The 25,891-nt window shown below is 68.3% G+C and carries 21 protein-coding genes; 8 read left to right on the plus strand and 13 right to left on the minus strand.

All coding sequences use genetic code 11. The features are described 5' to 3' along the window. Window position 1 precedes the first annotated feature (1 nt). Both AC1RRV_RS02430 and AC1RRV_RS02435 read right to left on the minus strand, forming a co-directional pair. Window positions 2-3,166: an efflux RND transporter permease subunit gene (locus tag AC1RRV_RS02430; RefSeq protein ID WP_492857970.1), complete on the minus strand. Its 3,165-nt coding sequence runs from the start codon at window positions 3,164-3,166 to the stop codon at window positions 2-4. Window positions 3,167-3,178: 12 nt separating this feature from the next. Next, the gene (locus AC1RRV_RS02435) at window positions 3,179-4,357 is read right to left on the minus strand and encodes an efflux RND transporter periplasmic adaptor subunit (protein WP_492857971.1); all 1,179 of its coding nucleotides are present in this window, start codon (window positions 4,355-4,357) and stop codon (window positions 3,179-3,181) included. 187 nt (window positions 4,358-4,544) lie between these two features. Between AC1RRV_RS02435 and AC1RRV_RS02440 the strand changes: the two genes are divergently transcribed. Both AC1RRV_RS02440 and AC1RRV_RS02445 read left to right on the plus strand, forming a co-directional pair. Then, window positions 4,545-5,141 carry a TetR/AcrR family transcriptional regulator gene (locus tag AC1RRV_RS02440; RefSeq protein ID WP_492857972.1) on the plus strand — a complete coding sequence of 199 codons (597 nt, stop codon included), beginning with the start codon at window positions 4,545-4,547 and terminating at the stop codon, window positions 5,139-5,141. Window positions 5,142-5,345: 204 nt separating this feature from the next. After that, on the plus strand, window positions 5,346-6,029 hold the full coding sequence (locus AC1RRV_RS02445) for a M23 family metallopeptidase (RefSeq protein WP_492857973.1): 684 nt from the start codon (window positions 5,346-5,348) through the stop codon (window positions 6,027-6,029). Between the two features lie 169 nt (window positions 6,030-6,198). On the opposite strand, the gene AC1RRV_RS02450 is transcribed toward AC1RRV_RS02445, so the two are convergent. After that, a complete protein-coding gene (locus tag AC1RRV_RS02450) occupies window positions 6,199-7,821 on the minus strand; it encodes a family 43 glycosylhydrolase (RefSeq protein WP_492857974.1) in 1,623 nt (540 codons plus the stop codon). Between the two features lie 222 nt (window positions 7,822-8,043). Beyond that, window positions 8,044-9,480, minus strand: a complete 1,437-nt coding sequence (locus AC1RRV_RS02455; RefSeq protein ID WP_492857975.1) for a sugar porter family MFS transporter — start codon at window positions 9,478-9,480, stop codon at window positions 8,044-8,046. Window positions 9,481-9,747: 267 nt separating this feature from the next. Between AC1RRV_RS02455 and AC1RRV_RS02460 the strand changes: the two genes are divergently transcribed. The 4 genes from AC1RRV_RS02460 to AC1RRV_RS02475 all read left to right on the plus strand — a co-directional run bounded on the left by AC1RRV_RS02460 (window position 9,748) and on the right by AC1RRV_RS02475 (window position 13,377). Then, window positions 9,748-9,996 carry a type II toxin-antitoxin system Phd/YefM family antitoxin gene (locus AC1RRV_RS02460; RefSeq protein WP_492857976.1) on the plus strand — a complete coding sequence of 83 codons (249 nt, stop codon included), beginning with the start codon at window positions 9,748-9,750 and terminating at the stop codon, window positions 9,994-9,996. Then, window positions 9,993-10,388, plus strand: coding sequence for a type II toxin-antitoxin system VapC family toxin (locus AC1RRV_RS02465; protein WP_492857977.1), 396 nt, complete (start codon window positions 9,993-9,995; stop codon window positions 10,386-10,388). The genes AC1RRV_RS02460 and AC1RRV_RS02465 overlap by 4 nt, the downstream gene beginning before the upstream one ends. Window positions 10,389-10,566: 178 nt before the next feature. Next, window positions 10,567-12,768: a TonB-dependent receptor domain-containing protein gene (locus AC1RRV_RS02470; protein ID WP_492857978.1), complete on the plus strand. Its 2,202-nt coding sequence runs from the start codon at window positions 10,567-10,569 to the stop codon at window positions 12,766-12,768. Between the two features lie 51 nt (window positions 12,769-12,819). After that, entirely contained in the window at window positions 12,820-13,377 is a 558-nt protein-coding gene (locus tag AC1RRV_RS02475) for a hypothetical protein (RefSeq protein ID WP_492857979.1), read from the plus strand. 21 nt (window positions 13,378-13,398) lie between these two features. Here the strand turns inward: AC1RRV_RS02475 and AC1RRV_RS02480 are convergent, their stop codons facing one another. After that, window positions 13,399-14,826 carry a pyridoxal phosphate-dependent decarboxylase family protein gene (locus tag AC1RRV_RS02480; protein WP_492857980.1) on the minus strand — a complete coding sequence of 476 codons (1,428 nt, stop codon included), beginning with the start codon at window positions 14,824-14,826 and terminating at the stop codon, window positions 13,399-13,401. 171 nt (window positions 14,827-14,997) lie between these two features. Here AC1RRV_RS02480 and AC1RRV_RS02485 point away from each other — a divergent pair, with 171 nt between their 5' ends. Further along, window positions 14,998-15,198, plus strand: coding sequence for a hypothetical protein (locus AC1RRV_RS02485; RefSeq protein ID WP_492857981.1), 201 nt, complete (start codon window positions 14,998-15,000; stop codon window positions 15,196-15,198). A 47-nt stretch (window positions 15,199-15,245) separates the two neighbouring features. On the opposite strand, the gene xylD is transcribed toward AC1RRV_RS02485, so the two are convergent. The 6 genes from xylD to xylR form a co-directional block, all read right to left on the minus strand. After that, window positions 15,246-17,021 carry a xylonate dehydratase XylD gene (xylD, locus tag AC1RRV_RS02490; protein WP_492857982.1) on the minus strand — a complete coding sequence of 592 codons (1,776 nt, stop codon included), beginning with the start codon at window positions 17,019-17,021 and terminating at the stop codon, window positions 15,246-15,248. After that, entirely contained in the window at window positions 17,014-17,877 is an 864-nt protein-coding gene (gene xylC, locus AC1RRV_RS02495; RefSeq protein WP_492857983.1) for a D-xylonolactone lactonase, read from the minus strand. The genes xylD and xylC overlap by 8 nt, the downstream gene beginning before the upstream one ends. 92 nt (window positions 17,878-17,969) lie before the next feature. Beyond that, window positions 17,970-18,716 (minus strand): D-xylose 1-dehydrogenase, encoded by a 747-nt coding sequence (gene xylB / locus AC1RRV_RS02500; RefSeq protein ID WP_492857984.1) that lies wholly within the window; start codon window positions 18,714-18,716, stop codon window positions 17,970-17,972. A 5-nt stretch (window positions 18,717-18,721) separates the two neighbouring features. Next, window positions 18,722-20,158: an aldehyde dehydrogenase family protein gene (locus AC1RRV_RS02505; protein ID WP_492857985.1), complete on the minus strand. Its 1,437-nt coding sequence runs from the start codon at window positions 20,156-20,158 to the stop codon at window positions 18,722-18,724. A 19-nt stretch (window positions 20,159-20,177) separates the two neighbouring features. Next, window positions 20,178-21,332 (minus strand): fumarylacetoacetate hydrolase family protein, encoded by a 1,155-nt coding sequence (locus AC1RRV_RS02510; protein WP_492857986.1) that lies wholly within the window; start codon window positions 21,330-21,332, stop codon window positions 20,178-20,180. 164 nt (window positions 21,333-21,496) lie between these two features. Continuing rightward, window positions 21,497-22,552 (minus strand): transcriptional regulatory XylR, encoded by a 1,056-nt coding sequence (xylR, locus tag AC1RRV_RS02515; protein WP_492857987.1) that lies wholly within the window; start codon window positions 22,550-22,552, stop codon window positions 21,497-21,499. Between the two features lie 198 nt (window positions 22,553-22,750). Between xylR and mobA the strand changes: the two genes are divergently transcribed. Then, complete coding sequence (mobA, locus tag AC1RRV_RS02520) at window positions 22,751-23,275, plus strand: molybdenum cofactor guanylyltransferase (protein WP_492857988.1); 525 nt, start codon at window positions 22,751-22,753, stop codon at window positions 23,273-23,275. Window positions 23,276-23,333: 58 nt separating this feature from the next. On the opposite strand, the gene AC1RRV_RS02525 is transcribed toward mobA, so the two are convergent. Beyond that, window positions 23,334-24,836 carry a sulfite reductase subunit alpha gene (locus tag AC1RRV_RS02525; RefSeq protein WP_492857989.1) on the minus strand — a complete coding sequence of 501 codons (1,503 nt, stop codon included), beginning with the start codon at window positions 24,834-24,836 and terminating at the stop codon, window positions 23,334-23,336. Continuing rightward, entirely contained in the window at window positions 24,836-25,828 is a 993-nt protein-coding gene (locus AC1RRV_RS02530; RefSeq protein WP_492857990.1) for an FAD:protein FMN transferase, read from the minus strand. Before AC1RRV_RS02530 ends, AC1RRV_RS02525 begins: the two co-directional genes overlap by 1 nt. Window positions 25,829-25,891 lie beyond the last annotated feature (63 nt).

Below are 25,891 nucleotides of genomic sequence, written 5' to 3' on the forward strand. Positions count from 1 at the left end.
GTCAGTGGGCCTCCGTCGACGGCGCTTCGCTGGCGTGAGCGACCGCTTCGTTGTGGCCTTTGTGTTTCGGTTTGAAGACCTTCTCGACCAGCACGAAGAACAGCGGGACAAAGAAGATCGCCAGGAGGGTGGCGGAGATCATGCCGCCGATGACGCCGGTGCCGATCGCGTGCTGTGCGCCCGAGCCGGCTCCGTTGGAGATCGCCAGGGGCAGCACGCCGAAGACGAAGGCCAGCGAGGTCATGATGATCGGACGCAGGCGGATGCGGACGGCTTCCAGGGTGGCGTCGACCAGGCTCATACCCTTCTCGTAGAGATCCTTGGCGAACTCGACGATCAGGATGGCGTTCTTGGACGCCAGGCCCATGGTCGTCAGCAGGCCGACCTGGAAGTAGATGTCGTTGCTGAGGCCTCGGGCGAAGGTGGCCAAGAGGGCGCCGACGATGCCCAGCGGCACCACCATGATGACGGCCAACGGGATCGACCAGCTCTCGTAGAGGGCGGCCAGCAGCAGGAACACCACCAGGATCGAGATGCCGTACAGCGCCGGAGCCTGGTTGCCGGACTCGCGTTCCTGGGCCGACAGACCGGTCCACTCGAAGCCGATGCCCGGCGGCAGCTGGGCGGCCAGCTTCTCCATGGCGTCCATGGCCTGGCCCGAGCTCTTGCCCGGGGCCGGGGCGCCCTGGATGTTCATCGACGACAGGCCGTTATAGCGCTCCAGGCGCGGCGAGCCGTAGGTCCAGCTGGCCGAGGCGAAGGCCGGGAACGGCACCATCTGGCCCTGGTTGTTGCGCACGTACCAGCGGTTCAGGTCCTCGGGTGTCATGCGGTAGGGCGCGTCGGCCTGCATGTAGACCTTCTTCACGCGACCACGATCGATGAAGTCGTTGACGTACGACCCGCCCCAGGCGGCGCTCAGCGCGCTGTTGATGTCGGCGGTGGTCAGGCCCATGGCGCCGGCCTTGGCCTGGTCGACGGTGATCTTCAGCTGCGGAGTGTCATCCTGACCGTTGGGGCGCACGCCGGCCAGGTTGGGATCCTGCGAAGCCATGCCCAGCATCTGGTTGCGGGCGTTCATCAGGGCCTCGTGACCGACGCCGTTGATGTCCTGCAGCTGGAAGTCAAAGCCCGACGAGGTGCCCAGCTCCGGCACGGCCGGCGGGATCACCGCGAACACCATGGCGTCGCGGATCTGGCCGAAGGTCCCCATGGCGCGGCCGGCGACGGCCTTGGCCTTGAGATTGGCGGCCTTGCGCTCCTCGAAGTCCTTGAGGCGCACGAAGGCGAGACCAGCGTTCTGGCCGGCGCCGCCGAAGCTGAAGCCCGAGACGGTGAAGACCGACTTCACGGCCTCCTTCTCGTCGACCAGGAAGTGGTCGCGAACCTTGTCCAGCACGCCGAGCGTCCGCTCCTGGGTCGCGCCGGCCGGCAGTTGCACGAGGGTGATCATGATCCCCTGGTCCTCTTCCGGCAGGAAGGCGCTGGGCAGGCGCACGAACAGCAACGCCATGACCACGATGATGGCGGCGTAGATCGCCATCCAGCGGGCGCTCTTGCCCAGGATGCCGCGCACGGCGCCCTGGTAGCGGGTGCTGGCGTCGTTGAAGCTGCGGTTGAACCAGCCGAAGAAACCGGTCTTGCGGTCGTGGTGACCGGCCTCGACGGGCTTGAGCAGGGTGGCGCAGAGGGCCGGGGTCAGGATCAGGGCCACGATCACCGACAGGCCCATGGCCGAGACGATGGTGATCGAGAACTGGCGATAGATCACGCCCTGCGAACCGCCGAAGAAGGCCATCGGCACGAACACCGCGGCCAAGACGAGGGCGATGCCGATCAGGGCGCCGGTGATCTCGTTCATCGACTTGCGGGTGGCTTCGAGGGGGCTGAGGCCCTCCTCGGACATCACGCGCTCGACGTTCTCGACCACGACGATGGCGTCGTCGACCAGAAGGCCGATGGCCAGCACCAGGCCGAACATGGTCAGGGTGTTGATCGAGTAGCCGAAGGCCGCCAGCACCCCGAAGGTGCCGAGCAGCACGACCGGCACGGCGATGGTCGGAATCAGCGTCGCGCGCCAGTTCTGCAGGAACAGGAACATGACGATGAAGACGAGGATGATGGCCTCGATCAGCGTCTTGACCACTTCCTCGATCGACAGCTTCACGAACGGCGTCGAGTCGTAGGGGACGACGTACTTGTAGTTGGCCGGGAACGACTTCTCGAGCTGCGCCATCCGCGCCTTGACGGCGGCGGCGGTGTCCAGGGCGTTGGCGCCGGGGGCCAGGCGGATGGCCAGACCGGCGGCGGGCTTGCCGTTGAACTTGGCGACCGAGCCGTAGTTCTCGGCCCCCAGTTCGACGCGGGCCACGTCGGCGAGCCGCACGGTGGCGCCGCCGGCGCTGTTCTTGACGATGATCGCCCGGAACTGCTCGGGGGTCTGCAGGCGCGACTGGGCGGTGATCGTGGCGTTCAGGCCCGTGCCCGGCAGGTTCGGCGTGCCGCCGATCTGGCCGGCCGAGACCTGGGCGTTCTGGGCGCGGATGGCGGCGGCGACGTCGGCCGGGGTCAGGTTGAAGCTGGCCAGCTTCTGCGGGTCCAGCCAGATGCGCATGGCGTATTGCGCGCCGAACAGCTGGATGTCGCCGACGCCGTCGACCCGGCTCAGCGGGTCCTGGATGTTGGAGGCCAGATAGTCGGCGAGGTCGGTGTTGGTGGACTTCGGATCCTCGGAATAGAGGCCGACCACCATCATGAAGTTACGCGCCGACTTGGCGACCGTCAGGCCTTGCTGCTGCACCTCTTGGGGCAGGAGGGCGGTGGCGGTCTGCAGCTTGTTCTGGACCTGCACCTGGGCGATGTCGATGTTGGTCCCGGCCTTGAAGGTCAGGGTGATCGAGGCCGCGCCGGAGCTGTCGCTGGTCGACGACATGTACTCCAGGCCGTCCAGACCCTTCATCTTCTGCTCGATGACCTGGGTGACGCTGTCCTCGACCGTCTTGGCCGAGGCGCCCGGATAGACGCCCGAGACCGTGACCTGGGGCAGGGCGATGGTGGGATACTGCGCGACCGGCAGGGTCCGGATGGCGAGCGCCCCGGCCAGCATGATCACGATGGCGATGACCCACGCGAAGATGGGTCTGTCGATGAAGAAACGCGAGAGCATCTGAGGCGCGCCTTAGTGCTTGGCTTGGGCGTTGGGGGCGGCGGCGACGGACCCGGCCGGGACCGCCTTGATCTGCGCGCCGGGGCGCAGCTTCAGCAGGCCCTCGGTGATCACCTTGTCGCCGGCGTTCAGGCCGCTGGTGATCAGCCACTTGTCGCCCATCGTCTGGCCCAGGGTGACCGGACGCGGCTCGGCCCCGCCCTTGGCGTTGACCACCGTGACCTGGGCGTTGCCCTTCGGGTCGCGCTGGATGGCGCCTTGCGGCACGAGGATGCCGCTGGCGGCCACGCCCTGGCTCAGCACCGCGCGGACATACATGCCTGGCAGCAGCACGCCGTTCGGGTTGGGGAACACCGCCCGCAGGCCGATCGAGCCGGTGCCCGGGTCGACGGTGATGTCCGAGAACTCGAGCCGGCCCTGGATCGGGTAGGTCGAGCCGTCTTCCAGCTTCAGGGTCACCGGCGCGGAGCCGGCGCGGCCGACCTTGCCCGAGGCGAACTGCTGCTGGAGCTTCAGGAGCTCGGCCGAGGTCTGGGTCAGGTCGACATAGACCTTGGAGAGGTCCTGGACCGTGGCCAGCGGCGTCGCCTGGCTGGCGGTGACCAGGGCGCCGGGGGTCACGGCGCTCTTGCCGATGCGGCCCGAGATCGGGGCGGCCACGCGGGTGTAGTTCAGATTGATGCGGGCGTTGTCGAGGGCGGCCTTCTGCACGGCGACGGCGGCGGCCGTCTGGGCGGCGGCGGCCTGGGCGTCGTCATTGTCCTGCTTGGACACCGCGCCGGTCTCGACCAGGGCCCTGTAGCGGTCGGCCTTCAGCTTGGCGGCGGTCGCCTGGGCCTGAGCCTGGGCGACGGCGGCGGCGGCGCTGTTGACCGTGGCCTGATAGGTCGCCGGATCGATCTGGTAGAGCGACTGCCCTGCGCGGACCAGCGAGCCCTCCTGGAACAGCCGCGCCTTGACGACGCCGCCGACCTGCGGACGCACTTCCGAGACCAGGAAGGCCGAGGTGCGACCCGCCAGCTCGGTGGTCAGGCTGACCGGCTGTGATTGGGCGACGATGTAGCCGACCTCGGCCGGACCGCCGAAGCCGCCACCGCCGGCCCCGCCCTTGCCCTGGCCGCAGGCCGAGAGGGTGAGTGCGATGGCGGCGAGCCCCACAGCCGTGGACACGGCCGAGCGTTGGAATTGCATATTTGACCCCGGGATGCGGTGGCCGCGTGGGCTATTACCCTTGACGTGGCCGGCATGATGAACAATCTGAGAATGAACGTTCATTCTCAAGCGGGCTGGACATAGGAGCGGTACTGTCGCAAGTCAACCTCCGCCCGGTTCGAACGTGGCTGACCTAACGGAAATGTAATGCCGATCAGGATTTTCAATGGCTGATGAGACCCAATCGGGCCGTCCTTCGCCGGAATCGCGCCGGCAGCAGATCCTCGACGCCGCCTGCGAGCGCGTGCGGCAGTCCGGGTTCCACGGCGCCAGCATGGCCGACATCGCCAAGGCCGCCGGCCTGAGCGTCGGCCAGATCTATCGCTACTTCGAGAACAAGGAGGCGATCATCGCCGCCATCGTCGCCCAGGACCTGGCCGAGATGCGCGACAAGTTCGCCGAGATCGAGGCCCGGCCGGGGACTCTGCTGGACGCCATCGACGAACATTTGCCCGAGAGCATCGAAAAGTGCTTCGACCTGCGCCGCTCTTCCCTGGCGCTTGAGGTCGTCGCCGAGGCCGCCCGCAATCCCAAGGTCGCCACCATCGTCCGCGCCGCCGACCAGCAGGAGCGCGAGATGGCCAGGACCATGATGGAGCGCAACCGCCGGCCCGAATGGAGCGAGGCCGAGTTCCAGGCCCGCTGCGAGACCATCGGCCTGATCTTCGACGGCTTGCTGATGCGAGGGGTCAACCACCCGGACATGGACCGCGAGGCCCTGATCGGCGTGCTGCGCTCGACCATGCGACACCTGCTGACATAGCGTCGCACGCGGACGGTTCCGGGCTCGCGCCAACGGCCTTCCAAGGCCTTGGTGGGCTTGGAATTCATCAACAAAATCAAAGCTTAACCATGGGCCGATCGCGACGACGCGTCGCACGGCCCTGGCGTGGCGCGCCTCGCCGTTAACCAATACATAGCCTCGGTCGGCGACACCACGCCCCCCTTCCAAGGCAGAAAGTCCCCCATGAACGCATCGACCGCGAAGACGCTCAGCCCCGCCCTGCGTTGTGTCCTGGGCCTGGCCGCCGTGTTCGCGCCGATGGTGGTGGCGGCCATGGAGCGCCCGGTTTCCCGCCGGCCGGGACCCGCGCCGATCGTCAAGCTGCTGGCGGACATCGCGCCCAAGGCCGAAGCGGTCCCGATCATGGAACTGGTCTGGAAGGGCGCCGACATCGACGGCGACGGGGCTTCCGACTTCGCCAACCCGACCGGCGCGGCCCCGCGCGGCCATGACGCGTTCGGCGAAGGCTGGTTCGGCGCCCGTCGCGACGGCGGCTCGCGCGACCACGAGGGCGTGGACTACACCGCCACGGCCGGCCAGGAGGTCCAGGCGCCGATGTCGGGCTATGTGACCAAGATCGGCTACGCCTATGCCGGCGACACCGACCTGAAGTTCGTCGAGATCACCAATCCCGCCCTCGGCTACGCCGCCCGCGCCTTCTACGTGACGCCCGGCGTCGAGGTCGGCCAGACGGTCCGCCTGGGCCAGCCGATCGGCAAGGTCGAGAGCCTGCAGAGCCACTATCGCGGCATCACCGACCACGTCCACCTAGAGATCCTGGCCCCCAGCGGGGCTCGCGTGAACGCCGCGCGGCTGATCAAGCCGACCATGGTGGCGAAGGCCGAGATCGCGGAGACGGCGGAGTAGGGCCTTCGGCCTCTCCAACGGTCAACCGCCCGCCAAAATCCATCGCCAATAATACTCGTCATCCCGGCCGCAGCGAAGCGGAGAGCCGGACCCAGGGGCAAATGCAATGCGCCGGCCCCTGGGTCCCAATCGGCCTGCGGCCGTCCGGGATGACGAGGAAAAGTAGACCCTAGTCCAGCGCCCGGTACTTGAAGTTCCGGAACCGCGCCGAGCCCTTGCCGGCCGCGTGGAGGCCCGGCTTCAGCATCAGGAAGCCGCCGCGGACATTGTGGTGGTAGCCGCTGACTTCCATGCCCCGGTCGAACCGCTTCCAGGTCTTCCCGCCGTCGCCGCTGGTGTGGAAGCTGACGATGTGGCGGGTGTTGATCAGCTTCATCAGCATCTTCGAGCCGTGCGGGTTGGCGGGGCGGCCGCGCTCGATGCCGTACTGGTGGGTGACGAAGTTCTTGCTGTCGAAGCCCAGGCCGCAATAGAGCTGGCGGTCGTAGAACAGGATCAGGCCCGCGCGGGTCTCGGGATCGATGTCGATCTCGCACTCGATCTCATAGGCCTGGTCGCCGTTGACGAAGATCAGCGGCGCGCCGGTCGACGGCGCCTCGCCCGCGCCCTTCAGGGTCAGGACGCCGCCCGCGCGGCTCAGGCGCTGGTGCTCGTCGGGCTTGGGGTCGAAGAAGTTCCACTGCACGCCGTATTTGTCGGTCGAGAAGTCGTCCGACAGCGCCATGCCGTGCGGGCCGCTCTTGCCGCCCTTCGGCTTGGGAAGGGGCTTCGACAGATCGCCGCCGCCGACCGTGAACCAGCCGTCGGCCGTCCAGGTCACCGGGGCCAGCAGGGTCTGGCGGCCCAGGGTGTAATAGCCGTTTTCATAGCCGTGATAGACGGTCCACCAGTCGCCTGGCGTCGGGCCCTCGACCAGGGTGGCGTGGCCGCGCGACCACCACTTCTCGCTGTTGTCGACCGTGCGCACGATCGGGTTCTGGGGGTGATCCTCCCACGGGCCGCCCAGCGACTTGGCGCGGGCCACGATGACCATGTGGCCCGTCGGCGGGCCGGCCGTGCCGCCGACGGCGGTGACCAGGTAGAAGTACTCACCCTTGCGCATGACCTTGGGGCCCTCGGGCGAGAAGCCCTCGACGTCCCAGGTGTCGGGATAGCGCCACGGATTGTAGACGTGTTCGGGCTGGCCGACGGTCGAGAGGCCGTCCGGGGCCAGCTTGATGCGGTCGCCGCCCGACAGGAACAGCCAGCGCTCGCCCTTCTCGTCGACCACGTGGCCGGGGTCGATGTAGCGGGGCAGCTTCAGGTCGATCGGCTCGGACCAGGGACCCTCGATCTTGTCGGCCCAGATCACATAGCTGGTGTTGTTGTTCGGCTTCTTGGCGGGCAGGTAGATGTAGTAGCGGCCCTTGTGCTTGCAGAGCTCGGGGGCCCAGATCGACCCGACATTGGTCTTCAGGGTCGTGGTGACGGGCGTCCAGTTCACCAGGTCCTTGGAGTGCCAGATCAGCAGGCCCGGATACGCGTCGAACGACGAGTGGGTCATGTAGTAGTCGGCGCCGTCCTTCAGGATCGACGGGTCGGGATGGTCGCCGGCCAGGATCGGGTTCAGGAACGTGCCGTCGCCGAGGTCGGCCTTGCGCTGACCCTCGACGCCCTTGGTCCAGGTCGGGCCGCTCAGGGCCTTGGCCGGCAGGGTTCCCATTTGGGCGGCTTCAGCGGCGACGGGCAGGGCGGCTAGGCCGGCGCCGGTCAGCAGCGAGCCCAAGGCGCCGCGGCGGTTGATGTCGACCATGGGTATCCTCCCGACGGATAAGCTGACGTTTCTTGGCGCTCACTTAGCGGCAAGCCGGCGACGGTGTCCACCGGTGTCATTCGCCATATTGTTTGATTTTTATAGTCTTTTTCATGTCCGAAGACAGCGCCAGTTAACAACGTCGCCGGACAAGCAAACCGCACAAAAAAGCGCCCGGGAGATGACCCCCGGGCGCTTCCTTGTTCGTGTGATGAAGAGCGCTTAGCCCTGCATCGCTTCCAGTTCCTTGCCGCGGGTCTCCTTGACCAGCTTCTGGACGAGGAAGAACGAGACCACGGCGCTGAGCGCGTAGAAGCCGTAGGTCATCGGCAGGCTCTTGGCGGCCATGGCCGGGAAGCTGACCGAGATGGCGAAGTTGGCGATCCACTGGGCGAAGCCGCAGACGGCCAGGGCCGAGCCGCGCATCTGGTTCGGGAACATCTCGCCCAGCATCACCCACATGACCGGACCCCAGCTGAGGTTGAAGAAGATCACGTAGAGGTTGGCGGCGATCAGGGCGATCGGGCCGATGCTGGCGTCCAGGTGCAGGGCGCCGTTGACCGTGGTGGCGGTCGAGAAGCACCAGGTCATCACGCCTAGGGTCACGGCCATGCCGGCCGAGCCGACCAGCAGCAGCGGCTTGCGGCCGATCTTGTCGATCAGGGCGATGGTGGCCAGGCAGGCCAGGATCGAGAGCGAACCCGACAGGATGTTGATCTTCAGGCTGTCGTCCTCGGTGAAGCCGACCGACTGCCACAGCACCGAGCCGTAGTAGAAGACGATGTTGATGCCGACCAGTTGCTGGAAGACGGCCAGGACCAGGCCGGCCCACAGCAGCAGGCGCAGCTTCTTGGTCACCGGGTCCAGCAGGTCGGAGAACTTGGGCTGGTGGTCGACGGCCAGCGAGGCGCGGATCTCGGCGACCTTGCCGGCGCCTTGGCCCTCGCCGAACAGGCGCGAGAGGATCGCTTCGGCCTTGGCGTCCTGGCCCTTGGCGACCAGGTAGCGCGGGCTTTCCGGGATGGCCAGCAGGGCGAAGAAGAAGATGCCGGCCGGGATGGTCTGCATCCAGAACATCCAGCGCCAGGCGGGCAGGCCCATCCAGAACTCGGCGGTCGAGCTGCCGGCGGTGTGGGCCAGCACGTAGTTGGCCACGAACGCGCCGGTCAGGCCGGTGATGATCATGATCTGCTGCACGGACGACAGGCGGCCGCGGATGTTCGCGGGCGTGACTTCCGAGATGTAGACGGGGCAGAGCACGCTGGCGGCGCCGACGCCCAGGCCGCCGACGAGGCGGAACAGGATGAAGACGATCGAGGTGTCGGCCGCGCCGGTGCCCAGGGCGCTGACCAGGAACAGCAGGGCCGAGATGATCATCACGGTGCGGCGACCCCAGACGTCGGCCAGGCGGCCGGCGGCGAAGGCGCCGATGGCGCAGCCGATCAGGATGGCGCCGACGTTCAGGCCGGTGCCCAGCTTGCTGAGGTTGAAGGCCTTCTCCAGGCCTTCCTGCGTGCCGTTGATGACGCCGCTGTCGTAGCCGAACATGAAGCCGCCGATGGTCGCGACGGCGACGATCGCAGCCACGAAGGCCATGTTGACCTTAGCGCCGTCGGCGCTCATGCCGGCGCTCGGGCCAGCGTTGGATACTGAAGCCACAGGTGTCCTCCCCATGGGGCCTTGGCGGCCCGTTGATGCCCTGAGATCCTTGTCAGACCTCTAGTTGCCGGCGACCTTAGTGTTACCGGTATCAGCGTGCAAGCGGAGGTTCTGGCGACCTCTGCACCCGCGCGCGGGACTCACCCCTGCGACCTTACCGATAGCAGAGCCACGCGGATTTGCGCGACGTCCTTCGCGGGGCCCGCAAGGTGTTCCATCGCGCGCTCAGCCATGTTAGCTATATCTAGCTAAGTGGAGGCGTTCATCATGGCCACGGTCAATATGCACGACGCGAAAAGCCAGCTGTCCAAGTTGGTCGAAGCTGTCGAGAAGGGCGAAGTCGAAGAGGTGATCATCGCCCGCAACGGTCGACCGGCCGCGCGACTGATTGCCATCGAGCCCTGGAAAAAGGTGGAGCGTCGGATCGGCATAGCCGCTGGCATGTTCGTTGCGCCGGCGGATCCGCTCGCCGACGACGCGGCGGTCGCCGAACTCTTTCTCGCCCCCCCCGCGTGAAACTGCTGCTGGACACGCATATAGCGCTCTGGTCGTTGACCGACGATGCGCGCCTTTCGGTCAAGGCGAGGGATCTCATCCTGGATCCGGACAATGAGATCCATGTCAGCGCCGTGACCTTGTGGGAAGTCGCGATCAAGCATGGCTTGAATCGCGGCGGGCCAAACGCCATGCCGGTTTCAGCCGCCGAGGCGCAGCTTCTCTTTGGGGCGTCGGGCTACGCGCTGATTCCGATCATGCCCGAGCAGGCTGTTCTCGTTGAACAGTTGCCGCCGATCCACGCTGATCCATTCGATCGTCTGCTGATCGCACAGAGCCTCACGGACGCGATGCGGCTGGTCACGCATGACGCGGTGGTGGCGTCCTACAATTCCCGGATCATCCAAGTCTGAACAATAGACGTCTTGCCTGACCCAGAACCGGTGTGGCCCGAATGCGACCCGCGCCCGCCAACTGGAACATTGCCGAAAAGAAATTTGCCCCTGCTCGCGGAAGGGTCTTTACGGCTGGAGGTCGAGATCGCGCGGACGTCCGCGGCGGCTCCCTCGACGACGAAGTTGGGGATACGCCTTGCGTTTGAAGTTCGCTCTGTTCGCCGCCGCCGCGGCGATTCTGCCGCCGACCGTGGGTTTGGCGCAAACGACTCCGGCGGCGCCCGCTGCCGCCCAGACGGCGCCCAAGCCCGCCGCCAAGGACGGTCCGACGGCCGTCGAAGGCCTGACCATCCGTAGCGACTCCACCGCGATGCGGACCGACATCGACCGCCGCAGCTACAGCGTCGCCAACGACCTGTCGGCCAAGACCGGCTCGATCTCCGACGCCCTGCGCAACATTCCCTCGGTCGAGGTCGACGTCCAAGGCAACATCAGCCTGCGCGGCGACTCGAACGTCACCATCCTGATCGACGGCAAGCCCTCGGGCATGTTCAACGGCGACAACCGCGCCGACGCCCTGCAGCAGCTGCCGGCCGACAGCATCGACCGGGTCGAGGTGATGACCAACCCCTCGGCCGCCTACCGTCCCGACGGCTCGGCCGGCATCATCAACCTGGTCACCAAGAAGACCCAGAAGGCGGGCGTGACCGGCACGGTCCGCGCCAATATCGGCCCCGATGGCCGCTACAACACCGGCGTCAGCGCCACGCGCCGCCAGGGCAAGGTCACCCTGTCGGGCGACGCCAGCTACCGCTTCGACCAACAGCAGGCCCAGTCCGAGACCACGCGCGCCGTGCTCGACAGCGCCAGCGGCAAGTTCCTGGAGAGCGAGCAGACCGCCGCCATGGTCAACGAGGGCGGGGCGCTCAGCCTGCGCACCGGGATCGACTACGACCTGGACAAGAAGACCCGGCTGTCGGCCGAGGTCCGGGTTCGCGGCATGAACTATGACAGCAACATCGGCGAGACCTATCTGGGCCGCAACGCCGCCGGCGCCACGGCGCAGTCGTACCTGCGCGACAGCACCGCGCGCATGGTCCGCGACAACGCGGCGATCAGCGGCGACTATCGCCGCCAGCTCGGCAAGGACGGCCACGAGGTCACCTCGCACCTCGAATACGAGACCACCCAGTTCAAGCGCGCCGCGACGGCGTACCTGGACGGCCTGGTCGGCGTGCCCGACCAGTACGAGACTTTCGGCTTCGGCGCCGAACAGGCCCGCATCAACTGGAAGCTCGACTACAGCAAGCCGCTGGCCAACTCGTCCAAGGTCAAGGCCGGCCTCGACTTCGAGTTCGCCGACAACGACTACGACAACTACGGCGCCCGCGGCACGACCCAGACCAACCAGGTCCTGGACGCCGCCCGCACCAACCTGTTCGCCTACGACCAGGACGTCCTGGCCGGCTATGTGACCTACGAGCGGCCGTTCGGCGACCTGACGGTGCAGGGCGGCCTGCGCGCCGAGCAGGTCAATATCCGCACCGACCAGATCACCTCGAACCAGAAGAACGAAAACGACTATTTCCGCGTCTATCCGACCCTGCACGCGGGCTATCGGATCGACGACGCCAACACGTTCAACGCCAACTTCAGCCGCCGCGTCCAGCGTCCGGGTCCGCAGGATCTGAACCCCTATCCGGTCTACCAGGACCCGCTGAACTATCGCGCCGGTAACCCGAACCTGAAGCCGCAGGTCACCGACTCGTTCGAGCTGGGCTGGCAGTACCGCAAGGGGCCGGCGACCTACATGGCCACCGCCTTCTTCCGCGACACGAAGGATGGCGTGACCGACGTGGTCAAGAACCTGGGCAACGGCGTGTTCCTGACCACCCGCGAGAACCTGGGCAAGAGCCGCAACGGCGGTCTGGAACTGGTCGCCAATGGCCGCCTGACCCCGAAGCTGACCTACAATGTCAGCGGCACCGCCTTCTGGAACGAGATCGACGCCGCCAGCCTAGGCTTCGCCGGCAAGCGCTCGGGCACGACCCTGTCGGGCCGCGCCAACCTGAACTACCAGGCCACGCCGAAGGACTTCTTCCAGATCAACGCCTTCAGCTCGGGCCGGCGGATCACGCCGCAGGGCCACCGCGAGCCGATCCAGCTGGTCAATGTCGGCTACCGCCGCAAGATCAATGACAAGCTGAACTTCGTCGTGACGATCAACGACGTCGCCAACTCGTTCGAGGACACGGTCGTCGTCGACACGCCGCTGCTGCGCGACACCACGCGCCGCACGGCCAAGGTCCGCGCCGCCTTCTTCGGCTTCAGCTACACCTTCGGCGGTGGCAAGCCGCGTCCGGAGCAGTTCGACTTCGGTACGGGCGGTCCGGGTTAAACCTCCGGACTACGCTTGTAAGAACGTTCGGTTCGACGCAGGATCGCGGGCATGAAGTCCGCGATCCTGACGACCTTGACCGCCATGGCTGTCGCCGCACTCGTGGTCGCGCCGGCCGTCGGCGCGCCGAAAGGGTTCGCCCACAAGGCGGCGGCCTGCGCGCTGGGCGCCCAGGTCATGGCCGAGCAGGCCAAGGATGGCGTGAACGCCTTCGACGACCAGGCCAGCTTCAAGAACAACTTCATCAAGCGCGGCATCAGCGACGCGCGGCCCCACGGTTGGGGCTTGGCCACTTGGCAGAGGGCGCTGCTGACCCGGCAACCGCCGGTGAACCTGTTCGCCCGCTGCCCCGAGCTGGCGAGCCGGCTGCCCGCGGGTACGCGAATGGCGACGCCCGAGGATCGCGCGGCGGTCGAGCGGCTGGGGACCGGCAACCGCGTCTATATCGGATCGATCGCCGCGCCTTCGATCAGTTCGGACGGCCGGACGGCGTTGGTGATGGCGTTCTCGCGGTGCTCGGGTCTGTGCGGCGGGGGCAGCCTCGATGTCTATAAGCGGGTCGGCCAGCACTGGGTGAAGGGCGAGGCGCTCTTCAGGATGATCTCCTAGGCCAACGCCTTCTCTCAGCCTTCAGGCCTTGGCCTGGGCCCGCACGGCGCGCCAGGCGTCGATCACGGCCCGCACGGTGATCTCGCCGTCCTCCGGCTGGGTCGCGGCCGAGGACACCGACACCCGCATCACCCAGCGATCGCGCCAGATCGCCGGACCGATGAAGGCGATGGCGTCGTCCTGGATGCGCTGGACCGTCGCCAGGGTCAGGGCGTCGTCGTCGCCGAACCGGACCATGAACTGGTTCAATGGCACGTCGGCGACCAGCTCGATCCCGGGCTCCTGGGCCAGGGCCGCGGCCATGCTCCTGGCGATGGCGCAGCCGCGCTCGACCAGCTCAGCGAGGCCCTCGCGACCGAACTGGCGCAGCATGGCCCAGGTCCCAATGCCGCGCGCCCGGCGCGACAGCTCCGGCACATAGGCGGAAGGGTCGCGGTCGGCGCCGACCGGTGGCGGCAGGTAGCTGGCGGTGATGGCCATGGCTCGCCGGTGGGCCTCGGCGTCGCGGACGATGGCGAAGCCGCAGTCATAGGGTGTCTGCAGCCACTTGTGGCCGTCGGTGGCCCAGCTGTCGGCCTGGTCGACCCCGTCCAGCTGCGCCGCTCGGCCGGGACAGGCTCGCGCCCACAGGCCAAAGGCTCCGTCGACGTGCAGCCAGGCCCCGGCCGCTTTGGCCATCGGGGCGATCTCGGCGAACGGGTCGCTGGCGCCGGTATTGATCTGGCCGGCCTGGGCGATGGCGATCACCGGGCCGCCATGCGTTTCCTTGGCGGCTTGCTTGATCGCGCGCTCGAAGGCGGCGGGCAGCATCCGGCCCATTTCGTCGGTCTCGACGGTCGTCACCCGCCGGGCGCCCAGGCCGAGATACTTCAGGCCCGAGAACACGGTGGCATGGGCGTCGGCGCCGATCAGCACCCGCACCGGCGGCGCGTCGAACAGACCGTCGGCCTCGACGTCCCAGCCGACCCGGCGCAGCACCTCGCTGCGGGCGGCGGCCAGGCAGACGAAGTTGGCGACGGTGGCGCCGGTGACGAAACCCACCGAGGACTCGGCGGGCAGGCCCAGCACGTCCAGCAGCCAGCCCGCCGACACCGTCTCCATCGCCGAGGCGGCCGGGGCCGAGACCAGGTTGCCGACATTCTGGCCCCAGGCCGAGACCAGGAAGTCGGCGGCGACGCCGGTCGGATGCGAATTGCCGATCACCCAGCCGAAGAAGCGCGGCGCGGTCGCCGCGCGGATGCCGGGTGTGGCGAGCTCGATCAGCTCCTCGATGATGGCGCGCGGATCGCCGGACGCCTCGGGCAAGCGGCGGTCGAACACCTCCATCATCTCGCGATAGGTGGCCACCGGCGTGGTCTCCGCGACCGCCACGCCCCGGCGATAGGCCACGGCCGCCCGCGCCGCCCGCTCCATCGCCGCGAGTCCGGCTTCCATGTCTTGCGGCTTCATTGAGCCTTCTCCCCATTTGCCCGAGAAGTGATCCCAAGTTGACGCCCCGGGGAAGAGGCAAAGGAGGGCGAGCGGGCCGCGGAAGAGGCGAGGCGAAAGGCCCGGAAGGTCAAGCTGCCTTGCTGTGGCCTAATTGAGTCTCGACCCTAGGTGGATGTCCGAGCTTTCCACATGACCGAGCAGGGCCCGCTCTTCTCCATCGAGCCGTACGGCGACCGCTGGGGCGTGGTGATCGACGACGAAGTCATCCTGGTCGCCAACACCCGCGCGGGCGCGGAATCGCTCGTGGCCGAGGCGGTGGAGGTGCTGAAGCAGAGCGGCTTCCGCCGGCCGTTGGAGCGGCGCTCGTTCGCCGGACGCGACGAGGACTAGGCCCTAAAGAACAAAACCCCCGGATCGCTCCGGGGGCTTCGTCGTGTCTAGTGGTTGTGCCTCGGCAGCTTGGCCGCCAGGTCCTGGTACTTGACCGCGAACTCCAGCACCCCGCCGGTCTCCAGCTGGCCGGTGTGGGCGCGGTAGATCTCCTGCCAGGGGGTCATGGTCTCGGGGACGGCCGGGATGCCTTCCTTGCGGCGCTCGGCGATCGTCGCTTCGTCCACCAGGGCGTCGCAGCGTCCGGTGTTCAGGTCGATGCGGATGGTGTCGCCGGTGCGCAGCCACGACAGGCCGCCGCCGATGGCGCTTTCGGGCGAGGCGTTGAGGATCGAGGGGCTGTCGGCGGTGCCCGACTGGCGGCCGTCGCCCAGGGTGGGCAGGCTCATGATGCCCTTCTTCAGCAGGGCGTCCGGCGGCTGCATGTTGACCACCTCGGCCGAGCCGGGCCAGCCGATCGGACCGGCGCCGCGGATCACCAGGATGCAGTGCTCGTCAATGTTCAGGGCCGGGTCGTTGATCCGGTGGTGATAGTCGTCCGAGCCGTCGAACACGATGGCGCGGGCTTCGAAGATGTCTTCCTGGCCCGGCTTGGACAGGTAGCGGGCGCGGAAGTCGGCGCCGATGACGCTGGACTTCATGATCGCGAAGTCGAACAGGTTGCCCTTCAGCACCAGGAAGCCGGCCTTCTCGGCCAGCGGTTGGGCATAGGGGAAGATCACCTCGCGGTCGCCGGTCTCGCGGCCCTCGAGGTTCTCGGCCATGGTCGTGCCGGTCACCGTCAGGACGTCGCCGTGCAGGCGACCTTGCTGCAGCAGTTCCCACAGCACGGCCGGCGCGCCGCCAGCCCGGTGGAAGCGCTCGCCCAGATACTTGCCGGCGGGCTGCATGTTGACGATCAGCGGAATGTCGTAGGCCGCGCGCCAGTCATCGGCGGTGACTTCCAGGCCCGCGTGCCGCGCCATGGCCGCGATGTGCGGCTGGGCGTTGGTGGAGCCACCGGCCGCCGCCACCAGGGCGATGGCGTTCTCGAAGGCCTTCTTGGTCAGAATGTCCTTCGGCTTGATGTCCTCATAGGCCAGGTCGACGATCCGCTGGCCCGTGCGATAGGCCATCTGGCCACGCTCGCGGTACGGGGCGGGAATGGCCGCGCAGCCGGTCAGCGACAGGCCCAGGGCTTCGGCGACCGCGTTCATGGTCGAGGCCGTGCCCATGGTGTTGCAGTGACCGGCCGAGGGGGCCGAGGAGGCCGCCCGGTCGATGAACTCGGCCTCGGTGATCTCGCCGGCCGCCAGCTTGCGGCGCGAGCGCCAGATCACGGTGCCCGAGCCGACCAGCTCGTTCTCGTGCCAGCCGTCCAACATCGGGCCGCCCGACAGGACGATGGCCGGGATGTTGACCGTGGTGGCGGCCATGATGCCCGCCGGCGTGGTCTTGTCGCAGCCGGTCGTCAGGACCACGGCGTCGATCGGATAGCCGTGCAGGGTCTCGACGAGACCCAGGTAGGAGAGGTTCCGGTCCAGCGCCGCCGTCGGACGACGGCAGTTCTCGAAAATCGGATGGACCGGAAACTCCATGGGGATGCCCCCGGCGTCGCGGATCCCGTCCCGCACCCGCGTCACCAGATCGAGGTGAATGCGGTTGCAGGGCGAGATGTCGCTGCCGGTCTGGGCAATGCCGATGATCGGCTTGCCGCTTCGCAGCTCCTCCGGCGTGATCCCGTAGTTCATGAAGCGCTCCAGATAGAGCGCGGTCATGTCGATATGGTCGGGGTTATCGAACCAATCGCGGGACCGGAACCGGCGGGGCGTACGGTTAGACAAGGCGTACCTCGTGTTGGGGCTGGCCCGCGACGTCGACCTGGATCGCGAACAGACCACCGGCCAGCGGTTGGGCCGCCCGGTCTTCTTCGCTCAGGCCCTTGCGGGCGGTGGTGATGTAGAGGGTCTTCAGATCGGCGCCGCCGAAGCAGACCTTGGTGACGTTCGTGGCGGGGATCATCACGCGGGCCACGACATCGCCTTCCGGCGAGATGCGCAGCACGGCCGCGCCGCCCCACAGGGCGGTCCACAGGAAACCTTCGGAGTCGACGACCGAGCCGTCCGGATAGATGTTGTCGCCATTGAAGCGGGTCAGGACGCGCTTGTTCGACAGCTCGCCATCCTCGGCCAGGTCGTAGGCGTAGATCACCTTTTCCAGCGTGTCGGTGTGGTAGAACGTCTTGCCGTCGGGCGAGACGCACGGACCGTTGGTGATGCAGATGTCGGTGTCGACGCGGGCCAGGCCCTTGGCGTCCAGGCGATAGAGCGAGCCGCTCTTGTTCTCTTCACCGTCATGCATCGTGCCGAACCACAGGCGGCCCTTGGCGTCGACCGTGGCGTCGTTGGGGCGGTTGTTCAGCGCTTCGTCTTCGATGCTGGCGGTCTTCCGGAAGCCCATCAGCGGGTTGAAGCGGAAGAGGCCGCTCTTCAGGCCGGCGATGAAATCGGCTTCGGGACCCATGGGGGCCAGGAACGAGATCTGCTCCGGGGCGTCGAAGCTGAGCTGCCCGCCGCTGACCGGGTCGTGGCGGTAAACCTTCTGGCCCTTGATGTCGACGAACCAGAGCACGTCGTCGTGCCAGATCGGACCTTCGCCAAGTTCGGCCTTCAGATCCCAGACGCAGGTGACCACGCTCATGATCGGGTAATCTCCAGATAAAACCGTTGTTGGCCCGTTCGATACGGCGGCGCGGGCCTCCAGGGAAGCCCGCGCGTCGGCCAAGCTCGGATTTATCGCCAGCCCGCGTCGATCCAGTACTCGTGACCGGTGCACAGCGCGGCGTCGTCGGAGGCCAGGAACAGCACCAGAGAAGCGACGTTGTCGGGCACGATGCGGCCCTTCAGGCACTGGGCCTTGACGATCTCGGCCTCGCCCTCGGGCGTGTACCACTTCTCCTGGCGCTTGGTCTTGACGTTGCCCGGCACCACGCAGGTGACGCGGATGTCGTCGGGACCGAGCTCGCGGGCCAGAGCGCGGGTCATGCCCTCGATGCCGGCCTTGGCGGTTTCATAGAGGACCAGGTCCTCGAGACCCAGGTGCCAGCTGATCGAACCGAAGTTGATCACCGCGCCGCCGCCACGCTTGGCCATGCCCGGCGCGACGGCCTGGGTGCAGAACAGCATGTGGCGCAGGTTGACGTTGATCCGCTCATCCCAATAGGCGCCGGTCACGTCACCCAGCTTGTGGCGGTCGTCGTTGCCGGCGTTGTTGACCAGCACGTCGACGTCGCCGATCTCGGCGAAGGTCGCCTTGATCGCGTCGAGGCTCATCAGATCGCAGCGCTTGTAGACCGGCGGGATCGGCGATCCGGCCAGCTCGGCTTCCAGGGCCTTGGAGTCCTCTTCGACGATGTCGAGAAAGATGACCTCCGCGCCCTGTCGGGCGAAGCCGGCGGTCAGGCCGGCCCCGATGCCCGAGCCGCCGCCGGTAATGACGACGCGCTTGCCCTTCAGGCTGGGATAGATGGCTGAGGACATGCTGCTTACGACCACGAGTAGGAGGTTTTGGTCTGGGTGAAGAACTCGACCGCAGCGAAGCCCTGCTCACGGGCGCCGTAGGAACTGCTCTTCGTGCCGCCGAACGGCACATGGTAGTCGACGCCGGCCGTCGCCAGGTTGACCATGGTCATGCCGGCCTTGGCGAAGCGCTGGAAGTGGCGCGCGTGCTTCAGCGAGGTGGTGGCGATGCCGGCCGACAGGCCGAACTCGACGCCGTTGGCGATCTCCAGGGCTTCCTCGTACGACTTGACCCGGATGGTCGAGGCGACGGGGCCGAAGACCTCTTCGTTGTTGATCCGCATGCCGGCTTCGGTGTCGGCGATCAGGGTCGGCTGCACGTACCAGCCCGGATTGTCGAACTTCAGGCGATCGCCGCCGGTGACCAGGCGGCCGCCTTCGCCGCGGGCGATGTCGATGTACTTGTAGCTCGTTTCCATCTGGTCTTCGGAGACGGCCGGGCCGACTTGGGTATTCGGGTCCAGGGCGTCGCCCACGCGCAGGGCGGCGACCTTCTCGGCCAGCAGAGCCACGAACTTGTCGTGAATGCCGTCCTGGACGATCAGGCGCGAGCTGGCGGTGCAGCGCTGGCCGGTGGCGTAGAACGAGCCGTCCAGGGCGATGGCGACGGCGCGTTCCAGATCCGCGTCGTCCAGGATGATCAGCGGGTTCTTGCCGCCCATCTCCAGCTGAACGCGAGCCTGGCGCGCCATGGCGGCGGCGGCGACCTGCGCGCCCACGCCTTGCGAGCCCGTGAACGAGACGCCGTCGACGTCCTTGTGCTTGATCAGGGCGTCGCCCATCGCGCCGCGGCCGAACAGCATGTTGAACACGCCGGCCGGAGCGCCGCATTCCTGCATGATGTCGGCCAGCACGTTGGCGGTGGCCGGGGTCGGGCCGGCCGGCTTGATCACCACGGTGTTGCCGAACGCAAGCGCAGGCGCCGCCTTCCAGGCCGGGATGGCGATCGGGAAGTTCCAGGGGGTGACGAGCGCGAACACGCCGACGGCCTGGCGATAGGTCTGGACCTCGACGCCGGGACGGGTGCTTTCCAGGTTCTGGCCGTGGCGGCGCAGGGCCTCGCCGGCGAAGTACTTGAAGATGCGGCCGGCGCGGACGGTCTCGCCGATACCCTCGGGAAGGGTCTTGCCCTCTTCGCGGGCCAGCAGGCGGCCGATGTCGGCGCTACGGGCGATGATGGTCGAGCCGACCTTGTCCAGCAGGTCCGAGCGGACTTCCGGCGAGGCTTCCGACCAGCTTGGGAAAGCTTGCTTGGCCGCGTCGACGGCGGCGTCGACCTCGGCCTGGCCGCCCATCGGCACCTTGGCGACGACGTCGTTGGTGTTGGAGGGGTTCAGGCTCTCGGCCGGAGCGTCGGCGGCGACGCGTTCGCCGCCGATGTAGTGGCGCAGGGTGTCGGTCATTTGCCGAATTCCTTGGGAATTAGAGGAGGCCGCGGCCGGCCAGGTTGCGGATCAGGGCCGAGATGCCGAAGGTCCACGGCTTGGCCTTGTCGCAGGTGGTGACTTCGTTCTCGAGCACGCCCAGCTTGGGGGTCGAGACACGGACGCGATCGCCGACCTTGTGGGTGAAGCCCTGGCCGGGGGTGTCGCGATCCTGGATCGGGGCGAACATGGTGCCCAGGAACAGGGCGAAACCGTCCGGGTACTGATGTTGCTTACCGAACGCCTGGCCCGCCAGCACGGCCGGGTCGCGGCTGATCAGGCTCATATTGCTGTGGCCATCCAGCACGAAGTTGTCGCGGCCGGTGATTTTCAGCGTGACCTCGGCCGAACGGACGTCGTCCAGGGCGAAGGTCTCGTCGAACAGGCGGAAGAACGGGCCGATCGCGCAGCTGGCGTTGTTGTCCTTGGCCTTGCTGAGCAGCAGGGCCGAGCGGCCCTCGAAGTCGCGCAGGTTGACGTCGTTGCCCAGCGCGGCGCCGCGGATCTCGCCCGAGCCGTCGCACAGCAGCACGACTTCCGGCTCCGGATTATTCCAGTGGCTGTCGTAGCGGACGCCGACATGGTCGCCCCAGCCCATCGAGGACAGGGTCGGACCCTTGGTGAAGATCTCGGCGTCGGGGCCGATGGCGACCTCGAGGTACTGCGACCACAGACCGTCCTTGATCAGGGTCTGCTTCAGGCGCTCGGCGCCCTCCGAGCCCGGGTTCACGCTCTTGAGGTCGCCGCCCATGCTCTCGGACAGCTGCTCACGGATCTTCAGGGCGGCGGCGGCGTCGCCGCGCGCGCGCTCCTCGATCACCCGTTCCAGGGTCGAGACGGCGAAGGTCACGCCGGCGGCCTTCAGGCATTGCAGGTCGACGGGGGCCAGCAGCTTCACCGGCGCGGCGCCGTCGGCGTCTTCCCAGACAGGGCGGATGTCGAGGGTTTCGAGAGGGCCCTTGTCCTCGCCGCGCGGGATCTGCGCGCCGGGGCCGAAGGCGTTCATCAGGTCGGCGACGGTAGGGGCGACCTTGGACATGTCCTCGACGCGGCCGCCGCGCACCAGCACGGGCGTCGGGCCATCGCCGAAGTCGATGCGGCCCAGCAGGGTCGCGTCTTTCCAGTCTTCCGGAAGGAATTCACTCACGCCCACGGCGTCGTCTCCCCAAAGCTCGAGCGTCTAGAGGCGCCGATACATCGGCGGCGCTCGTTCGTCAGATCCTTGGTAGCGCTAACATGCAAAGACGGCAAGCGCGTTGTCTGACCAATTTTGTTCACCCTCCCCCGAGGGGGGAGGGCGGGGTCCTTTTCGGGGTTTTACTCCGGCGCCGGCCCACTGGAATCGCGCACGATCAACGTGTGCGGATGCATCAGCTGGCGGGGCTCGCCGCCGCCGTCGCGGTGGCGGCGGATTTCCTCCAGGACCATGTCGACGGCCGCGCGGGCCATGGCGGCGATGGGCTGGTGGACGGTGGTCAGGGCGGGCCAGATGTTGTCGGCGATAGAGGTGTCGTCGAAGCCGACGATCGAGACGTCACCCGGCACGTCCAGGCCCAGGCGGTGGGCCAGGCCCTCGGCGGCGGCGGCCATGTCGTCATTGGCGGCGAAGATGGCGGTCGGGCGCGGCTCGGACGCCAGCAGCCGCTCGGCCGCCTCCAGGCCCGAGCGATAGGTGAAGTAGCCCTGCTCGACCCGGATGTCCTCCATCGGGATCCCGGCGGCCTTCAGGGCCGCCATGAAGCCGTCCAGGCGCTGCTGGCTGACGGTCTGGTTCGGGTGGCCCTTGATGAAGCCGAAGCGCTTGTGGCCCAGGCTGACCAGATGCTGGGTCAGCTCGAAGGCGGCCGCCTCGTTGTCGATGCGGATGGTGGCCATGTCGGTGCTGGCCATCCCGGGGGCCACCGCCACGGCGGCGGCGCCGGCGGCGCGGACCTCGGCCAGGACCTGGGGCGATTCGCAGAGCGGCGGCGGCAGGATCAGGCCGTCGACGCCGGTCTTCAGCAGACGGGCCAGGGTGGCGCCGGCCAGCTCGGGCTCGGCGCACTTCTCGATGACGATCTGGGCGCCGGTGCGGCTGCTCTCGTCCAGGGCGCCGACCAGGAACTCGGACAGGTAGCCGGTCGAGGGGTTGTCGTAGAGCAGGCCGATGCGGAACGGGGCCGAGCCGGCCAGGCTGCGGGCGGCGGGATTGGGGGCGTAGTTGAGGTCGGCGATGGCCTTCTCGACGAGCGCCCGGGTCTCTTCCTTGACGGTGCTCTCGCGGTTGATGACCCGCGAGACGGTCATCGGCGAAACGCCCGCCCGCGCGGCGACATCACGGATCGTGGCGCTCTGGGTCGTACGACGACGCTGGCGCTCGACAGGCTGGCTCATTCTTTTTCCGTCCCTTTGCGGGCCGGACACTAGACCGCTTCGGGTAGAGCTTGGAAGACGGTTGCAAATCCTCCCCCAGAAGGGGGAGGTGTCGGCCTGAAAGGGCGACGGACGGGGAAGAAGCAGGCGTGCAAGACTTCTACCTCCGTCGCTTCGCGCCACCTCCCCCGCTGGGGGGAGGATTGCTATGAGACGTCCATGAACACCCTCGGCGCGATCATTCTGTGCGGTGGCGGCTCCCGGCGAATGGGGCGCGACAAGGCCTTGCTCGACTGGGACGGCCAGCGCGCCGTCGACCGCGTGGCGGCCCTGGCGCGCGCCGTGGGGGCCCAGACACTGGTCACCGCCGGCGCGGACCTCGGCCTGCCGTGGGTTCCGGATGATGAGGCCGGAGCGGGCCCGGTCGGCGGCGTGCTGGCCGGGGCCAAGGCGCTGGGGACATCGCGACTGCTGGTGCTGGCGGTCGACGCGCCGACGGTGACCGCCGAAGACCTGGCGCCGTTGCTGGCGGCGATTGGAGCGGGGGCGGTCTATGAGGGGCTGCCGGTGCCGATGGTGCTGAGCGCCGAGGCGCTTCCGGAAGGCGTTGAAGCCGGCTGGCCGCTACGGCGGTTCGTGGAGCGGGCGGGGCTGCTGGCGCTGCCGGTTCCGGAGGGCGCGATGGCGCGGCTGCGGGGGGCCAATACGCCGGAGGAGCGTGCTTCTCTCCTGGGCTCAAATTAACGCGTCATCCCGGCTCTCCGCTTCGCTGCGGCCGGGATGACGAGGGATTTTTGGAAGCTCAGTACACGTCCCGCCGATACCGCCCCTCGTCGCTCAGCCGCTCGACGCCATCGCTACCCAGCACCTCCACCAGCGCCGCGTGGACGTCGCGCGACATCCCCTCCAGCGACCCGCAGACATAGACCGCCGCGCCGTCCGCCACCCATTGGCGCAAGGTGTCGGCCGCTTCGCGCAGCCGTTGCTGGACATAGACTCGCTCGGCCTGGTCGCGGGAGAAGGCCAGGTCCAGCCGCTCCAGCACCCCCGCCTTCCGCCAGGCCTCGATCTCGTGGCGGTGGAAGTAGTCGTGCGCCAGGGTGCGCTCGCCAAACACCAGCCAGTTGCGGTGGGCTCCGACCGCGGCGCGCGCCTTCAGGTGAGCGCGCAGGCCGGCCAGGCCCGTGCCCGAGCCGATCAGGATCAGCGGGCGGTCGTTGTCGGGCCCGTGGAAGCTCCGGTTGGTCCGCACGCGGGCCTCGACGGTTGCGCCCACCTCGGCATGACGACACAGCCAGCCCGAGCCCAGGCCCGGCGCGCCGTCGGCGCGGGGCATCAGGCGGACGATCAGTTCGACCCCGCCGTCGCCGGGCAGGGAGGCGATCGAGTATTCGCGGTGCGGCAGGGCGGTGAGGCGCTCGGCGATGGCCTCGACCGACAGGCCGCGCAGGGCGTCGATCGCCGCCGGCTCGTGCGGCAGGCGCAGGCCCGACAGCGTCTCGGCGACCTCGACCGGCAAGCCCAGCCGAGCGACCTCGGCCGGATCATTGCGCGGGCCGATCTCCAGGATGTCGCCGGCCTGCCAGGTCGCGCCGTCGGTCGATTCCAGGCGCACGCGCCAGGCCTCGCCGCCGGGGCTGCCCGGGTTCAGCAGCGTCCGTTCGGCCAGGGTCCAGCGGCCATAGGCGGGCCGGCGCCAGTCGGGCGCGTCGGTGACGCCGGTCAGTACGGAAAGCTGTCCCTGCCAGTGGCGCAGGGAGGCCGGATCGCCGTCGTCGACCTCGACCCGGTCGAACAGGGCCTCCGCGCCGTTGCGGGCCAGCCAGGCGTCCAGGCTCCGGCCGAAGGCGCAGAAGTGGGCATAGGTGGAGTCGCCCAGGGCCAGCACGCCATAGCGCAGGGCCGAGAGGTCGGCGCCGTCCTTCATCACGTCGCGGATGAAGGCCCGCGACGGGTCGGGCGCGTCGCCCTCGCCGGTGGTGCTGACCACGAACAGGGCCCGGCCCGTCAGGTCGGCGGCGGTGACGGCCGAGAGGTTCTTCAGGGTGACGGGCGCGCCGGCGTCGGACAGGGCCTTGGCGGTGGCGGTCGCCAGTTCCTCGGCGAAGCCGGTCTGGCTGGCATAGGCGACCAGCACCGGCTCGCCCGCGCCCCGCGACAGGGCCTCGGCGGCTTGGCGAACGGCGCGGCGGCGCAGGGTTTCGCGCACGGCGATCACGCCGCAGAACAGGGCGTAGATACCGGCCACGGCCCCGGCGACGACGAGGCGGCGGGCCTCGGGCGGGAAGGCGGAGAGGTCGACCATCAGTCCAGCATCGCCTGCAGGGCGGGTGACAGGCGCTCCTCGAGGCCGCCGTGGGTGTCGCGGCTGACGATCAGGGCGGCCAGCTCGTGCGCCGCCGCGAAGGCCAGGGCGGCGTCGGGGGCCATGACCGTCAGGGCGGTGGCCCAGGCGTCGGCGCTCATGCAGTCCTTGGCCAGCACCGTGACGCTGACCGTGGCGTTGGTGGTTGGGGCGCCAGTGGCCGGGTCCAGGGTGTGGGCGTAGCGACGGCCGCCATGATCGAAGAACCGGCGATAGTCGCCCGAGGTGGCGACGGCCAGGTCGTGCAGGGCGACCATGGTGCGTTCGGTGTCGTTCGCGGTCGGCGGGCGCTCCAGCTCGACCCACCAGGGCTGACCGTCGGGCTTGGCGCCCGTGCCGCGCAGCTCGCCCCCGACCTCGGCGAGGTAGCTCTTCACGCCGGCGCGATCCAGGGCCGCGGCGGCCTGGTCGACGCCGAAGCCCTTGGCGATGCCGTTGAGGTCCAGCTTCAGTCCGCCCGGCTGGAACAGCGCGTCGCCGTCGAGCGTCAGCCGCTTCCAGCCCCCGGCGTCGCGCAATGGGGCGATGTCGGGCGCCGGCGGCGGTCCGCCGGAAAAGGGGCGGGGACCGAAGCCCCAAAGGTCGGTCAGGGCGCCCAGGGTCGGGTCGAAGGCGCCGTGGCTGGCCTCGGCGATCTCGATGGCGCGACGCAGGACGGTGGCGGTCGCGGCAGGCAGGCTCGTCCAGCTTCCGGGCGCGGCGCGGTTGTAGCGGCGGAGGTCGGAGAGCGGCTCCCACGGGCTCATCTCGCCGACCACGGCGTCGAGGGCGCGCTGGACCATGGCTTCGAGAGCGGGGAGGTCGATGGTCGCCGGCAGCACCGCCTTGACCGACCAGGTCGTCCCCATGGTCGCGCCGCCAAACGCGCGCACGCTGCCGCCGACGGGGCGGGCAGGGGGCGTGGTCAGGGCGGGGACGAGGACGCGGGGCATGGTTCCTTGAAGCAAAATCCCGTGTCATCCCGGGCGGCGTAGCCGACCCGGGACCCAGGGCCA

The organism is Caulobacter sp. GW821-FHT11E10 (assembly GCF_058808375.1).